General features: G+C 69.4%; 14 protein-coding genes. 8 read left to right on the top strand and 6 right to left on the bottom strand.

Features of this window, described 5'->3' with window-relative positions; translation table 11 throughout:
- Positions 1-375 precede the first annotated feature (375 nt).
- The 7 genes from HUA75_RS15840 (at position 376) to HUA75_RS46210 (ending at position 5,417) form a co-directional block, all read left to right on the top strand.
- A complete protein-coding gene (locus tag HUA75_RS15840; RefSeq protein ID WP_141647100.1) occupies positions 376-798 on the top strand; it encodes a PTS sugar transporter subunit IIA in 423 nt (140 codons plus the stop codon).
- A gap of 33 nt (positions 799-831) precedes the next feature.
- On the top strand, positions 832-1,317 hold the full coding sequence (locus HUA75_RS15845) for a PTS sugar transporter subunit IIB (RefSeq protein WP_141647099.1): 486 nt from the start codon (positions 832-834) through the stop codon (positions 1,315-1,317).
- Positions 1,318-1,321: 4 nt separating this feature from the next.
- Positions 1,322-2,038, top strand: coding sequence for a PTS sugar transporter subunit IIC (locus HUA75_RS15850; RefSeq protein WP_174486863.1), 717 nt, complete (start codon positions 1,322-1,324; stop codon positions 2,036-2,038).
- Positions 2,035-2,802 carry a PTS system mannose/fructose/sorbose family transporter subunit IID gene (locus HUA75_RS15855; protein WP_141647097.1) on the top strand — a complete coding sequence of 256 codons (768 nt, stop codon included), beginning with the start codon at positions 2,035-2,037 and terminating at the stop codon, positions 2,800-2,802. The genes HUA75_RS15850 and HUA75_RS15855 overlap by 4 nt, the downstream gene beginning before the upstream one ends.
- 20 nt (positions 2,803-2,822) lie before the next feature.
- The gene (locus tag HUA75_RS15860; protein ID WP_141647096.1) at positions 2,823-3,101 is read left to right on the top strand and encodes an HPr family phosphocarrier protein; all 279 of its coding nucleotides are present in this window, start codon (positions 2,823-2,825) and stop codon (positions 3,099-3,101) included.
- Positions 3,102-3,147: 46 nt separating this feature from the next.
- A complete protein-coding gene (gene ptsP / locus HUA75_RS15865; protein ID WP_174486864.1) occupies positions 3,148-4,962 on the top strand; it encodes a phosphoenolpyruvate--protein phosphotransferase in 1,815 nt (604 codons plus the stop codon).
- A gap of 86 nt (positions 4,963-5,048) precedes the next feature.
- A complete protein-coding gene (locus HUA75_RS46210) occupies positions 5,049-5,417 on the top strand; it encodes a hypothetical protein (protein ID WP_217446084.1) in 369 nt (122 codons plus the stop codon).
- A 7-nt stretch (positions 5,418-5,424) separates the two neighbouring features.
- Here HUA75_RS46210 and HUA75_RS15875 read toward each other — a convergent pair whose 3' ends face one another.
- The 5 genes from HUA75_RS15875 to HUA75_RS15895 all read right to left on the bottom strand — a co-directional run bounded on the left by HUA75_RS15875 (position 5,425) and on the right by HUA75_RS15895 (position 12,249).
- Positions 5,425-5,931 (bottom strand): MgtC/SapB family protein, encoded by a 507-nt coding sequence (locus tag HUA75_RS15875; RefSeq protein WP_174486865.1) that lies wholly within the window; start codon positions 5,929-5,931, stop codon positions 5,425-5,427.
- Between the two features lie 11 nt (positions 5,932-5,942).
- Positions 5,943-6,542 carry an MXAN_6521/LA_1396 family lipoprotein gene (locus HUA75_RS15880; protein ID WP_141647093.1) on the bottom strand — a complete coding sequence of 200 codons (600 nt, stop codon included), beginning with the start codon at positions 6,540-6,542 and terminating at the stop codon, positions 5,943-5,945.
- A 75-nt stretch (positions 6,543-6,617) separates the two neighbouring features.
- The gene (locus tag HUA75_RS15885) at positions 6,618-9,290 is read right to left on the bottom strand and encodes an RND family transporter (RefSeq protein WP_141647092.1); all 2,673 of its coding nucleotides are present in this window, start codon (positions 9,288-9,290) and stop codon (positions 6,618-6,620) included.
- Between the two features lie 126 nt (positions 9,291-9,416).
- A complete protein-coding gene (locus HUA75_RS15890; protein ID WP_174486866.1) occupies positions 9,417-11,567 on the bottom strand; it encodes a site-specific recombinase in 2,151 nt (716 codons plus the stop codon).
- Between the two features lie 106 nt (positions 11,568-11,673).
- Positions 11,674-12,249 (bottom strand): ABC transporter substrate-binding protein, encoded by a 576-nt coding sequence (locus tag HUA75_RS15895; RefSeq protein WP_141640486.1) that lies wholly within the window; start codon positions 12,247-12,249, stop codon positions 11,674-11,676.
- 228 nt (positions 12,250-12,477) lie between these two features.
- Between HUA75_RS15895 and metK the strand changes: the two genes are divergently transcribed.
- On the top strand, positions 12,478-13,659 hold the full coding sequence (metK, locus tag HUA75_RS15900) for a methionine adenosyltransferase (RefSeq protein WP_141640487.1): 1,182 nt from the start codon (positions 12,478-12,480) through the stop codon (positions 13,657-13,659).
- A gap of 84 nt (positions 13,660-13,743) precedes the next feature.
- Here the strand turns inward: metK and HUA75_RS15905 are convergent, their stop codons facing one another.
- Positions 13,744-14,562, bottom strand: coding sequence for a class D beta-lactamase (locus HUA75_RS15905; RefSeq protein WP_174486867.1), 819 nt, complete (start codon positions 14,560-14,562; stop codon positions 13,744-13,746).
- Positions 14,563-14,721 lie beyond the last annotated feature (159 nt).

The raw sequence follows: 14,721 nt of genomic DNA on the forward strand, positions 1-14,721 counted from the left end.
AGGTGCGGCAGTCAACCATGCCCCGAGGGGAGGGGCGAGCTTGCGGACGAGCCCTCCCACTGAGTGGGGTGCCTGCACCCTCGCTGCCCGAGGGTGTGGGGGGCGTGGGCGCGCGCTTGTTGGCGCGAAGCATCTCCACCACCCCCTCCGCATCTCATGAACGTGGGGGATGCGACGGCGCTCCCCCGTCCGGCAGGCGACAGCCCTGCGCGAGGCCGGACCCGAAATTTCGGGCACGGGAGGCAATGGCGTCTTACCTTTCGAGACAAGACGTGAGAGCTTATCTAGGGTACAGGGCGGAAACTTTCGCCGGAGTTGCGCAACGTCGTGTTCAGGCGTAGGACGCGATCTCCGGGGGGTTGGTCAGGAGTGAACATGGTCGGCCTCGTCGTCGCATCGCACGGGCGTTTGGCGGAGGAGCTGGTCTCCACCGCGGAACAGATCGTGGGGAAACTCCCCGCGGTGGCAACCTGCAACATCGAGCCGGGGACTCCTGTCGAGGACATCCGCGCGAAGATGAAGCAGGCAGTGTCGCGCGTGGACACCGGTGACGGTGTCATCATCCTCGCGGACCTGTTCGGAGGTACGCCTTGTAAGGAGTCGCTGATGATGTGTCAGCGCATGAACCTGGAGGTCCTGGCGGGCGTCAACCTGCCCATGCTCCTCAAGGCCAACTCGCTTCGTTCCGAGCAGCTCACCCTCCCTGAGATGGCCAACCAGCTGGCATCCCATGGTCAGCGCAACATCACCTGTGCATCCGCCCTGCTTCGCGAGGCCCAGCAGCAACCGCGAACTTGACGGACCCGCGCGGGTCGGCGATTCGAGACTGCCGTGATCACCCTGGTCCGCGTCGACAACCGCCTCATCCACGGCCAGGTCGTCGAGGCCTGGCTGCCCCACCTCAAGGTGTCCCGCGTCGTGGTCGCGGATGACGAGGCTGCTTCCAGCCCGCTCATCCGCGCCGCCATGGCGCTGGCGGTGCAGAGCGCCATCGAGGTGCAGATTCTCCCCCTGTCCCAGGTGGACTTCGCGGCCCTGTCCAAGGACGGGGTGCGCACGCTGGTGCTCCTGCGCGACGTGGCCTCCGTGCCCTTCGCGTACGCGCACGGGCTGAACCTGGGAGAGCTCAACCTGGGCAACGTCCACTTCGGCACCGGCCGGCGGCAGGTGTCCCCATCCGTGTTCCTGGCGGAGGCGGAGCTGCGCACCCTCCAGCAGCTGGCGGAGCAGGGCGTGCGCGTGGAAGCGCGCGCGGTGCCGGCGGAGAAGCCGGTGGAGCTGCCGGACCTGTCCGAGCGGTGGGCGAAGGCCGGGTGAGCGCGTGAGCGTCGTCTGGACCCAGGTGGCGCTGGCGGGAGTGTGGGGCGGACTGGTGGCCGTGGAGCGCAAGGCGTTCCTCCAGGCCATGCTGTCCCGGCCGCTCGTGGCCGCCACCGTCATGGGGCTGCTCCTCAATGACGTGCCCTCCGGGCTGGGCGTGGGCCTCTTGCTGGAGCTGTTCTTCCTGGGCACCGCCAACCTGGGCGCGGCGCTGCCGGAGAACGACACCCTGGCGGCCACCGCCACCAGCGCTGCCGCGGCCACGATGACGCTGGCCTCCGGCGCGGGCTCCACGCCGGCCATCTGGTCCCTGGCGGTGCTGCTCTTCATCGGCATGGGCCGGGTGGGGCGGCGCGCGGACCGGCTGCTGGAGGGGTATACGGCGAGGCTGGCGCGCGTGGCCCTGTCGTCCGCGGAGACCGGCGACCTCACGCGCGCCATGCGGCAGAACCTGTGGGGCATGTGGCCGCACTTCGTGGTGTACGGCGTGCTGACGTCGCTGTGCGCGCTCGCCGGCTTCTTCGTGGAGCCGCTGCTCCAGGCGATGCCCCCCATGATGGTGCGCGGGCTGGCGTGGGCGTGGCCCGCCATGGCCTCCGTGGCGGCGGCCATCGCCGCGCAGGGCAGCCACGCCAGGCGCGCTCCGCTCTACGCGGCGCTGGGCGCGGCGGCCGTGACGGTGACGGTCGTCTTCTTCCTGCTCCAGGAGCGCACGTGAGCGCTCCCGATGCCCCGCTGCCCTGGACGGTGCTGCTGCGCGTCTTCATGCGCTCGCTCTTCCTCCAGGCGTCGTGGAACCCCAAGGGCATGCAGAACCTGGGGCTGGCCTACGCCGTCTTCCCCGCACTGGAGCGGCTGTACGCGTCCGGCGCCGCGCGAGAGGAGGCCGTCCGCCGGCACCTGGTCTTCTTCAACACCCACCCCTACGTGGCCGCGGCCATCGTCGGCGGAGTCGTCTTCCACGAGGAGCGAATCGCCCGGGGCGAGGAGACTCCGGACAAGGTCGTGGCCTTCAAGGCGGCGCTGATGGGGCCGCTGGCCGCGCTGGGGGACGGCTTCTTCTGGCTGTCGCTCAAGCCCGCGGCCGGGGCGGTGGGCGCCGCGCTGGTGCCGCTCATGGGGCTGTGGGCGGTGCCGGTGTTCCTGGTGTTCTACAATCTGGTGCACCTGCTCCTGCGGGTGCGGCTGTACTGGCTGGGGCTCACCCTGGGAGACCGGCTGGTGGAGGCGGTGGCGCGGGCGAACCTGCCGGCCCGGGGGGCGCGGCTCAGGACGGTGGCGGCGCTGTGCGCTGGCGGGCTCGCGGCCTGGCTGGCGGTGTCCTTTGGGGCCAACGCGGGTGGGGCGCATGCGCCCCTGCTGGCGGCCGGGTGCCTGGCCCTGGGGGTTGCATCCTACGTGCTGGTCAGCCGTCGGGTGCCCAACTACGTGGTGCTCTACCTCGCGGCGATATTGGCCGGCGCGGCGGGTGCCTTCCTTTAAGACGAGAGGTAGGAGTCGCGATGGCAACCGAGGCTGTAGGAACATACGAGATCATCAACGAGCTGGGGCTCCATGCCCGGGCGGCGGCGCAGATGGTCAAGGTGGCCAACCGCTTCAAGAGCGACGTCCTCATCGAGGCCCAGGGTCAGCGGGCCAACGCCAAGTCCATCATGGGCGTGCTGATGCTGGCGGCGGCCCAGGGGGTCCAGGTGAAGCTGACGTGTAAGGGAGACGACGCCGAGGCGTGTCTCCAGGAGCTGGCAAAGCTCATCGCCGACCGTTTTGGCGAGTCGAAGTGACGGGTGAGAATGAAAATGCGGTAGGACTCGGAGGGAAGAAAGACACGTGAGCAGCCAGGCCACTCCCACACTGAGGTTGATGGGCATCGGCGCCTCACCCGGCGTGGCGGTAGGCCACGCCTTCATCCTGGACCGCAAACGCATCCGCACGCCGAAGCTGAGGCTGGCGGAGGCGGAGGTCGAGCCCGAGCGGATGCGGATGAAGACGGCGGTGGACTTGTCCGACCGCCAGCTCGCCGAGCTCAAGGAACAAATCACGCGCACCGAGGGCTCCGACCACGCCCTCATCCTGGAGGCGCATCGGCTGATGCTCCACGACCCGATGCTGGTGGACGCCGTCAACCAGCTCATCGTCGAGGACCGCATCAACGCCGAGTGGGCCGTCCGCCGCGTGGCCCGCAAAATCAAGCACCTCTTCGACAACATCCCGGACGAGTACTTCCGCGAGCGGCGCTCCGACGTGGACTACGTCGCCGACCGCATCATCCGCAACCTGATGGGCCAGGTGGTGGACGAGGAAGTGGAAGTCCCCGCGGAGGCCATCGTCGTCGCACATGACCTGCCCCCGGCCGACGCCGCCATGATGGCGCGCAGCGGTCGGGTGGCGGGTTTCGTGACGGACCTGGGCGGCCAGACGAGCCACACGGCCATCGTCGCCCGAGCGCGCGAGACGCCCGCGGTGGTGGGCGCTGGAAGGGCCAGCGAGCAGATCTCCCCCGGGGACCTGGTGGCCATGGATGGCACCCGGGGCATCATCCTGGTCAACCCCACGGAGGAGCAGCTCCAGAGCTTCCGCGAGGAGCAGCGCCGTCACCAGGAAGCCGAGCAGGTCGCGCTGGCGACGAAGGATTTGGAGGCCATCAGCACCGACAGCTTCCGCATCCGGCTCAACGGGAACATGGAGTTCCTGGAGGAGATTCCGTCGCTCCTGGCGCACGGCGCGGAGGGCATTGGCCTGTACCGCACCGAGTTCATGTTCCTGGACCGGAAGACGGCGCCGACGGAGGAGGAGCACTACCGCGCGTACCGTCAGGTGCTGGAGGCCATGGGCGGGCGCCCCGTCACCATCCGCACGCTGGATTTGGGCGGCGACAAGGTGCCGGGCAAGACGAAGCACGAGAAGGAGCCCAACCCGGCGATGGGCCTGAGGGCCATCCGCTACTGCCTGTCCAACCGCGAGCTGTTCCGCACGCAGCTGCGCGCGCTCCTGCGCGCCAGCGTGCACGGCAACCTGCGGCTGATGTTCCCCCTCATCTGCGGGGTGAGCGAGCTGCGCGAGGCCCGGAGCGAGCTGGAGGCGTGCCGCACCGAGCTGGGCCGCGCGGGGTTGCCCGTGGGCAAGCGCTTCCCGGTGGGCATCATGGTGGAGACGCCGAGCGCGGCCATCATCGCGGACCGGCTCGCGCAGGAGGCCGACTTCTTCTCGGTGGGGACCAACGACCTCATCCAGTACTCGCTGGCCATCGACCGCCAGAACCGGGAGGTCGCCTACCTCTACCGGCCGCTGCACCTGTCCGTGTTGCGCATGCTGGAGACCATCGTCGGCGCGGCGAAGGCCGCCAACATCCCCGTGTCCATGTGCGGGGAGATGGCGGGAGACCCGCTCTACACGCTGGTGCTGCTGGCGCTCGGCTTCGACGAGCTGTCGATGACGTCCGGGCAGATTCCGGCCGTGAAGCGCTTCATCCGCCGGGTGAGCCGCGTGGACGCGGCGGAGCTGCTGCGCGAGGCGATGGAGCTGACCACCGCCGAGGAAATCGAGCGCTTCATGCGCACGGAGATGGACCGGCGCTTCGTCGACACGCCGGACCGCGCGCCGGAGCTGACCGGTGACGCGCCTTCCGGGCGCACCACGGGCTGAAACCCCCGCGCCCTCAGCCGGGGCGTGGTGCGGGGGCCTGCCCGTCTGGCTGCCCGGCGGGTGGCCCATGCCGGAGCGCGCGGGCCATGCCCAGCTTTCAAGTCAGCAGGTCGAACAACCTGACCTGGGAGGCGGGCGTGTTCAATCCAGCGGACATCCAGAAGGGCATGACGGCGCGGGACAGGGACGGGGAGAACCTGGGCCTCATCGTCTCCGTCGACGAGATGGGCTTCCTCATCGAGAAAGGCAGCTACTTCCCGAGAGATCACCGGGTGGCCTTCTCGGACGTGTCGGACATCGACCGGGACGACGTGTACCTGCGCGAGGACCTGGCGAGCCTGCCGGGGGTCCGCCCGGACGTGCTGGAGGCGCGCGGAGAGGCGGCCCGCCACGCCGTCCTCCACCATGACGCGACGGGCGCGCTGGGCGTCATTCCCGGAGACCTGGACCGGTAACCGCGCTTCAGTCCGGGCCCTCCTCGTCGGGGTGCGCGGAAATCCCGCCCTCCACCTTCAGCCCCTTGCGGACACGGTGTCGTCGGATGGCGCGCTCCAGGGGACGCAGGCCCGCGAGCGCCAGGAGCGCGATGACCACCGTGGTGCCGGCCGCCCAGTGGAAGCCCATGCCGGTGGCCAGCCCCACGGACGCGGTGAGCCACAGGTTCGCCGCCGTCGTCAGGCCCTTCACCTGGCCCTGGTCGCGGATGATGGCGCCCGCGCCCAGAAAGCCGATGCCCACCACCACCTGGCTGGCGATGCGGCTGACATCCGCGCGCGAGCCATCCGGGGAGTCGCCGCCCAGCGTCCACTCGACGAAGACGCTGGCCAGCGTGAAGAGACAGGCGCCCAGGGAGACGAGGATGTGCGTGCGCAGCCCGGCGGCCTGCCCCCGCAGCTCCCGCTCCAGGCCGAGCACGGCGCCGAGCAGCGCCGCGACGCCGAGCCGCAGGGCGATGAGGGTCTCGTCCACGAGGGACGAGCCTACTCACCCAGCTCGATTTTCTCGTCCTTGTCCGCTTCCGTCAGTTCGGGATTGGGCAGCGTCTCCAGCGTGGCCGCCAACAGCTTCGTGGTGGGCACGACGTAGGGGGCCACTTCCTCGCCCAGCTCCTCGCTGAACTTCGTCACGCGCGCCGCGTAGTCCTCGTCGCGCGAGCTCCAGCTCCCCGCCGCCTCCGCCGCCCAGACCTCCTGGCCGTCGGTGCACCGCAACAGCTGGGCCTTCACCTCGGCCTCCGCGCCGTCGCCCTTGAGGCTGACGCTCGGGTCCAGCCAGAGCACGCCCTCCACGCCCTCCACGCACAGCCCCTTGAACGTGGTGTCCGAGGGCCGGCCCGGCAGCGCGACGTTGTCCTTCACGATGAAGTCGCGGTTCTGGTTCACCCACTGGCGGGCGATGAGGCTCCACAGCTCACCCACCGCGGGCTTTTCGTCCGGGAGCGGCTGCGCCACCACCACCAGCCGCTTCGTCGCCTTGCGGTCCACCTGCGCGTAGTCGCCTCGTACGCGGTGCGTCTTCACCGCGGAGCAACCCGCCAACAGCCCCAGCCCGAGCAGGGGCGCCCATCGCATCATCCTCATGATGTCCCTCTCCCGGCCCCCTTCGGGTGAAGGGGGCCTCGTTACCGCGCCGTTGCGTGACGCGTACCGCGTGCTTCAGGCCGCCCGCGTCGAGCTGTCCTCACCGCCGCCGGCCTGGGGCGCATCTCCCCCCGGGGCCGACTCGCGCCGCCGCCGGTCATGCATGAGCTGCATCACCGCGGCCAGCACCGTGAAGGACACCACCAGCGTGGTGATGAGGCCGATGCAGGCCACCATGCCCATGGAGCGCAGGCCGTTGTGCTTGGCGGCCAGCAGCGCCGCGAAGCCCGCCACCGCCGTCAGCGTGGAGGACGCCACCGCCGCGCCCACGCTGCGCAGGGCGACGAGCGGCGAGGTGCCTTCCAGGAAGCGATGCAGGAGGTACAGGCCGTGACTCACCCCGAAGCCCAGGAGGATGGGCAGGATGATGATGTTCATGAAGTTCAGCCGCAGGCCCGTCAGCGACATGATGCCGAGCATCATCGCCACGCCCACGCCCAGCGGAATCACCGACGCCAGCGCCAGCTTCGCGTTGCGGAAGTCCAGGAAGTGCATGGCCAGAATCCACAGCGCCGTGAGCACCACCGTCACCTTGCCGTCCCAGAGGACGATGCGCGCCAGCTTCGCGTAGAGCTGGGTGGCGCCCGCGGCGCGGAACTCCTTCTGCGCGGTGGGGCCCGGCGGGTCGAAGTCGTCCTTGTCGAAGCGGCCCGGGTTGTACGTGACGGGGATGCCGCGCGTCTCGTCCGCGAACTGCATCATCTTCTGGCCGTCGAACAGGTCCACGCTCGAGTAGATGAACGTGAGGTAGCCCTTGTTCTGCGCGGTGGGCAGGTTCTTGAACTGGGCCTTGTAGTTGTCCGGCACGCCGTGCACGTCGAAGGGCTTCGCATCCAGCACCTTCATGAAGAACGTGGCCTTGTCCTGCATGTCCGGCGGGAGCGCGGAGATGGAGAAGCCGCGCGCCTCCAGGTTGGCCATGTCCTGCTTCCACTCCTGGAGCACCTTCTCGTTGGCCTTCGCCGTCGCCTCGGGCGGCACGAAGGTGAAGATGCTCACCACCTGGTCGATGGACGGGTACTTGTGCGCGTTCTGCGTCAGCTCCCGGTACACGCCCTCCGCCTCGTCCAGGTCCTTCGTATAGACGGCCATCGGGTCGCTGGAGATGTTGAAGCGGACGTTGATTTCGTCCTGCAGCAGCACCGACGACATGCCGTCCGGGATGAGCGCGCGGGTGTTGTAGTTGAAGCCCACGCCGTGCTTCACGCGGTCGAAGAAGCTCAGTGCGCCCTCGGGCGGCTCGCCCGTGCCCGCCCAGGGGACGGCGGCGGCGCAGATGAGCGCGACGATGGCGGTGCTCACGCCCAGCACCAGGCCGGGACGGGGGATGCGCAGCTCCTGGCCGCTGGAGGAGTTGACCGGCGGCGGCTTCATCTCGCCGATGAGCTTCTTGGGCCACTCAGGGTTGATGCGGCCGACCAGCGCCAAGAGCGACGCGCTCCACACGAAGAGCGTCAGACCCAGGATGAGCGTGCCGCAGCCGGCCAGGAAGCCGAACTGGGAGAAGCCGCGGAACTCGCTCACCATCAGCACGAAGAAGGAGCCACCCGTCACGATGGCGGCCACCGCCGCGGGGCGGCCCGCGTTGACGAAGGCGTCGATGATGGCCACGTCGTACGGCTTGCCCGCGCCCAGCTCCAGCCTCGTGCGGAAGGTGAAGTGGATGCCGTAGTCGATGCCGAACCCCATCAGGATGCCGCCCAGGATGGACGTAATCATGTTGAGTTCGCCAATCGTCGCGTAGGTGAAGCCCAGCGTATAAATCGTCCCAATCACCGTGCCGCTGACGACGATGAAGGTCGGCGCCAGCTTGCGGAAGAAGAGGATGGTGATGGCGAAGATGGTCACCAGCGCGATGACGGTGACAGGCTGCAGCGACTCTTCAATGGCGAAGGAGTCGTCCACCGTCGTCTTGTACGAGCCGGTGTAGCCGTAGGCGATGAGGTTCGAGTCGCCCATCAGCTTGTAGTCCTCGACGAGCTTCACCTTGCCGGCCTGCGTGGAGTACGCGGCCAGGTCCTTGTTGAGCTTGTCGAGGTAGTCCTTCGTCTTGCCAATCTCCGTGGTGTCCCACATCGGCTTGACGAGGATGAGCACCATCTTCTTGTCGCTGGAGATGTTGTAGTCGTCGCGGATGCTCTTCTTTCCGACGGACGAGTACTTGTCGACCAGGTCCTGCATGTCCAGCTCCACCGGCTTGGTGGCGCCCATGTCGATGTAGAAGGGGTTGCTGCGGCGCAGCTTGTCCTCGAGGAAGGCCATGATGCGGCGCTTGCCTTCCACCAGGTCCTCCGTCTTCACGAAGAGGACCATGTTCTGCTGGATGAACTCGACGGGCAGTTTGTAGGAGACGGTGCGGACGTTCTGCTTGTCGGCCTCGAGCATGCCGGCGATGTCGTCGGCGGTCCGCTTCATCGCGGCCTCGTCCGTCGAGCGCAGGGCGAGCATCAAGAAGCCGCTGCCCCCCACCATGTCGATGACCTGCTTGACGTCCTTCACCTCCGGCAAATCCTGGGAGATGAGGTCGAGCTGGTTGGAGTTGATGCGCAGCTTCAGCGTGGCCCACGTGGACACGGCGAGCAGGGTCAGCAGTACGGCCAGGATGGTGCCTGGACGACGGACCAGCAGCTCGGCGAAGGCGTAGGCGAAGCGAGAATGCGAGTTCGGGTTTCGAGGAGCGCCGCTCATTCGCGGGCGACCCTACCGACAAACGCGCTGCCCCGGAAGCACGGCCCACCTGCCCGGCTGGCTTCCTGGCCACGGAGAAACCCGCCAGGCGGCTTCGGGAATATTTGACAGGGTGCCGACGAGCCCTCAGTGCCCCTCTTCCACGGGGAGGGCGGCGGGCAGCGGCTCGGGTGGGGCGCGGGGGGGCAGGAAGAACGAGCGGGGGTCGGCGAGGAAGCGGACCCCCACCGCCCGCAGGAAGGGCAGGGCCTCTCCCAGGGGGACGTCACGGGCCCGGACGGCCACGCCCAGGGCCAGCGAGAACGACACGGTGAAGTTCATGACCCCGATGAGCCCCACGCCTACCAGGGCCATGAGGAAGTCGGGTTGGAGCACCGCCTGGGGGCCGAGCGCGCCCCCGGCCATGGCCAGCGAGCCGAGCGCGAAGGTGACGTGGCGGACATCCAGGGGCAGCCCGAAGAAGCGCCCGAGCACGCTCATCAGCGCCAGCAGGAAGCCCAGCGTCACGTTGACGCCCAGGCCCGACGCCCCGTGCACCAGCCCGTCCGCGAGCCGCTGCGCGCCGCCCACGCCCAGGACGCGGCGCAGCATGCGATGGTGGGCCAGGGCCTCCGGCAGCCGCCGGTACACCACGAAGTTCTCCATCCACCCGCCCGCCACGCTGGACAGCCAGAGCAGCACGCCGGTGAGAGCCGCGTATGGGAGCGCGCCGCTGCGCCAGGGGTGCATGGAGGCCACCGTGGCCTGGGCCTTGGCGGGGGAGAGGAAGGGCGTGCCCCGCGCGGCCTGCCACGCCAGGGCCAGGGCCACCGCGGCGGGCAGCACGCAGCCCAGGTTGCCGGTGAAGGCGGCGAGCTGCGAGCGGGTGATGCGGGGGATGATGTCCACCAGGCTCGACAGCCGGTCGCCCCGGGCGCCCTCGCCCACCGCGCCCGCCAGCGTGGCCGCCGTGACGGAGGGCTGCTTGGTGGCCAGCGTGAAGCCCAGGGCCTGGATGAGGAGGAAGGCCACCGCGTAGTTGAGGCCCACGGCCAGAAACGAGAAGAACGGCGCGAGCGCCAGCGCGGTGAGGGCGAACTTGAGGGCCACGGCGACGGCCGTCACCAGCCCGCCGCCCGCCGCCGAGTGCACCATGGCGTGGAATTCCGAGCGGGTGCTGGTGATGTAGTGCTCGCCGGAGTGGCCCGCGCGCTCGATGATTTTACGCGCCAGCATCCGCACGTTGCGCCGCACCAGCTCGCCCACGGAGCGGTCCGCGTGCGCGCGCCGCAGGAGGTCCGACAGGAGCCCCAGCGCCTCGCGCCAGCGCGGCTCACCCCGAGGCGCGCCCAGCACGCGGGCGATGGCCTCCATGCGCTCCAGGCTCCGGCGGATGCGCTCCAGCCGGTACACCAGGTCCACGCTGACGCCCGAGGCCTCCAGGTGCCGTGACACGCTGCCCACCACGAGGCGGCAGTCGTCCACGCACGTGGCCAGGTCCCTCATCGTGTCCGCCGCCGCGTCGCGCGCCAGCACCGCGTCGCACACCATCCGCAGCCGCAGGAAGGGCGAGGCGCGGAAGGCCGTCTCCGGGGCACGCTCCCTCACGTCCTCCATGGTCCCCAGCGCCGCTGTCTGCACCGCCAGCAGCATCAGGGCGTCCAGCAGGTCCGCGCGCACGCGGGCGGCGGGCACCGGGTCCGGCGGCCGGGGCTCGCCCACCAGTGACGCGAGCTTCGCCAGCAGTGCGGGCGACAGCAGCGCCAGCCACACCGCGTCCTCCGGTACGGGGAACAGCCGCAGCAGGAGCTCCGACAGCTTGCCGGGCTCCGGCGGGGAGGGGAGCAGCGTGCGGGCCAGCCGGTCGGACGCCTCCGACAAGAAGCCCTGGCCCGCGGGCAGGCCCACCTGCGCGAAGAGCTTCAGGCCCCGGCTGCCATCACAGACGGCGGAGACCAGGTGCGTCACCGCGGCCCGCATGGCCGGTTCGCCCTCCATGATGCGCACCATCAGCGACAGGCGGGTGTCGGCGGGGGGCGCTTCCGGCTCGGTGGCGTCCACCAGCCCGTGGGCGGGGATGCGCTCGCGCAGCCACGCCATCCAGCGCTCCACCCAGTCCAGCCGCGACTCCAGGCCGTCCTCGGGCACGTCGCGCAAGAGCCGGTACAAGTCCCGCACCGCGGGGTGCCCGGGCGCGCGCGGCGCGTACTGCACGCAGAACGCGTCCACCTCCCGCTCGGAAGGAGCGTGGGAGGTGCGGCTCACGGAGAGCTGAGCGGAGGAGGAGGTGGTGTTCATCGACCCGACGAGAGGGGAGGGCGAGACTACGCCATGCGTCGCCCCCTCGGAACCCCTCCGACGGCCGAGGGCCTGGTGGCCCGGCCGTCGGGAGTGGGCGCGGCGACTACTTCTTCGCCAGCTCCTGCCGCATGCGCCCCAGCAGCAGGTCCCATCCGCCCTGGGCCAGCAGCGGCTGCACCTGCGTGTCGCGGATGTCCTGGAGCATGGAGGAGCCGAGCACCGTCACGTCCACGACCTTCCACGCGGCGGCGTCCTTCACCAGCCGGTACTTCAACTTCATCTCCTGCGTCTTCAGCGGGTGCTTGATGAAGACGACCGAGTCCACCGTGGCCTCGTTGCCCGTCACCTCGGCGGGGGAGTAGACGATGTCCTCCAGCGACTTGAAGTTCTCCCTCACGCGCGGGAAGGCGATCTTCGCGAACAGGCCATGGAAGAGGGTGACGAACTCCTTGCGCTGCTCGTCGGTGCCCTTGGCCCACGCGTCGCCAAGCAGGTACTTCCCCTGCTCCTCACCCCCGAAGAGCTTGAGGGCCGCCGCGTCGCGCTCGTAGCGCACGGACGTCACCACCGTCTTCACCGGCTTGACGACAGGGTCGTCCTTCTTCGGGGCCGCGGCGAGGGCGGGCATGGACAGGGTGAAGGCGACCAGGAGGGAGAGGGTACGGAAGCGGGCGTTCATGTCGGGCGAGTCCTCCACAGGGAATGCTCGGCGTTCTGTTAGCCCAGGAGAACGCTGGGCGCTTCGCGAAATTCAACCCCAGACGCCTGGCGGGCGGGCACCATGCCCGGTCGCCCTGCATGTCGGACACCCGAATGAAGCGGCCCGGATGTCTGTTTGACTCCCTTGGGACCACACTTTAGTGTCCGCCCGCGCGCGCGGTATGCGCCCCCCTTGCACTGAGACGACATGCCTACCGACTACCTGTTCACGTCCGAATCCGTCACCGAGGGCCACCCGGACAAGATCGCCGACCAGATCTCCGACGGTGTCCTCGACGCCATCATCGCCAAGGACCCGCAGGCGCGGGTCGCCGTGGAGACGCTCGTCAAGACGGGCCTCGCCATCGTCGCGGGTGAGGTGACGACGAACACCTATGTGGACATCCCCAAGATTGTCCGCAGCACCATCTGCCGGATTGGCTACACCGACAGCTCCATGGGCTACGACGGCAACACCTGCGGCGTCATGGTGGCCATCGAAGGGCAGAGCCAGGACATCGCCCGCGGCGTGGACAACAAGAAGGAGCAGGGCGCCGGTGACCAGGGCATGATGTTCGGCTTCGCGTGCGACGAGACGCCGGAGCTGATGCCCGCCCCGCTGCACTACGCCCACGCGCTGACCCGCAAGCTGGCGGACGTGCGCCGCAAGCAGCACGACTGGCTTCGTCCCGACGGCAAGAGCCAGGTGACGGTGGAGTACCGCGAGGGCCGCCCGGTGCGCATCGACGCGGTGGTGGTGTCCACCCAGCACTCGGACGACGTCTCCAACAAGAAGATCCAGGAGGCCATCCGCGAGGACGTCATCGCGAAGGCGCTCCCCAAGAAGCTCATCGACAACAAGACCAAGTTCTACATCAACCCCACGGGCCGCTTCGTGGTGGGTGGCCCCATGGGCGACTCGGGCCTCACCGGCCGGAAGATCATCGTCGACACCTACGGCGGCATGGGCCGTCACGGTGGCGGCGCCTTCAGCGGCAAGGACCCGTCCAAGGTGGACCGCTCCGCCGCGTACATGGGGCGCCACATCGCGAAGACCGTCGTGGCCGCGGGCCTGGCGACTCGCTGCGAGGTTCAGGTCTCCTACGCCATCGGCGTGGCCGAGCCCGTCAGCGTCATGGTGGAGACCTTCGGCACCGCCACGGTTCCCGAGGAGCGCATCGCCAAGGCCATCCGCAACACGTTCGGCCTGAAGCCGCGCGAAATCACAGAGCACCTGGACCTGCTGCGGCCCATCTACCAGAAGACCGCCGCGTACGGGCACTTCGGCCGCACGGAGAAGGAGTTCACCTGGGAGCGCACGGACAAGAAGGACGCGCTCCGGGATGCGGCGAACAGCACCTCCACGGGTCGTCGCCTGAAGGTGGTCTGAAACCCGCGCCTTCGCCCCGCTGATGGGGGCTGACGTGGGACCGAGATGGGCCGCTTCCCACCATGGGGGCGGCCCATCGTCGTTTCAGAGCAGCCCGTGCGCCTTGAGCGCGTCGATGGCCGACGCGAGTGCCGGCGAGCGCGACGGGGCCTTGCCCGCGGGAGAGCGCACGGCGCTGACGAAGACGTGGCGTCCCTTGGGCGAGGCCACGTGGCCCACCAGCCAGGTGACGTCACCGGACTTGTTCGGGTACCACCCCGTCTTGGCGCTCAGCACCGCGCCGTCCTTCCAGGGGCCGCCCAGGTTGATGCCGTCGCGGACGCTGGCCACGGTGTCCGGCCCGTGCGTCATCGTGCCCTTCACCTGCTCCAGCACCTTCGGGCTGACGGGGAGCTGGCCCCGGAACATGCGCGCGAGAAAGTCGAGCTGCTCGTCGGGAGAGATGCGCAGCGGGCCTCCCAGCCAGAAGAGGGTGATGTCGCCGGAGGCGTCCCTCGTGCCGTAGTCGAAGCGGCCGAGCCAGTCCTCCATGCGCTCGCGGCCCAGCTGCTTCGCCGTGCCCTGGAAGAACCACACCGCGGAGCGGCGCATGGCCGTGTCCAGCGTCTGGTCCTGGTTCCACATCGCGATGGAGTGCTTGGTGCCATCCCACTTGTGCACCTCGTCCACGCTCGCCACGACGCCGGTCTCCAGGGCGATGAGCGCGTGAGGCACCTTGAAGGTGGAGGCGGGCGGCAGCCGCGCGGCGCACTTCACCGCGTCGTTGCGAGTGACCTTGCCTGTCTCCAGGTCCATCAACAGGAAACAGCCCGGGTGGGCCGCTGGAGCCTTCGGCGCGGCGGCGAGCGCGCTCGTGGTGGCGAGGGTGATGAGGGCGAGCAGTGTCGAGGGGCTGCGGGACATGGGGCTCCGGTTCCGCGCGACGTGGGCCGAGCTTCGCGCGTTGGGGCCGGGGCGAGAGCAAGGCTCGCGCCAGGGCTCGTTGCGAGGCGCGTGAGAGGGGTCGCGTGGTCCTCCGGACACGAAGCCGTGGCGCCCCGTCCACGGGCTCGTGGCTCGAAG

This window comes from Myxococcus sp. CA040A (genome assembly GCF_013336725.1).
Lineage (GTDB): Bacteria > Myxococcota > Myxococcia > Myxococcales > Myxococcaceae > Myxococcus > Myxococcus llanfairpwllgwyngyllgogerychwyrndrobwllllantysiliogogogochensis.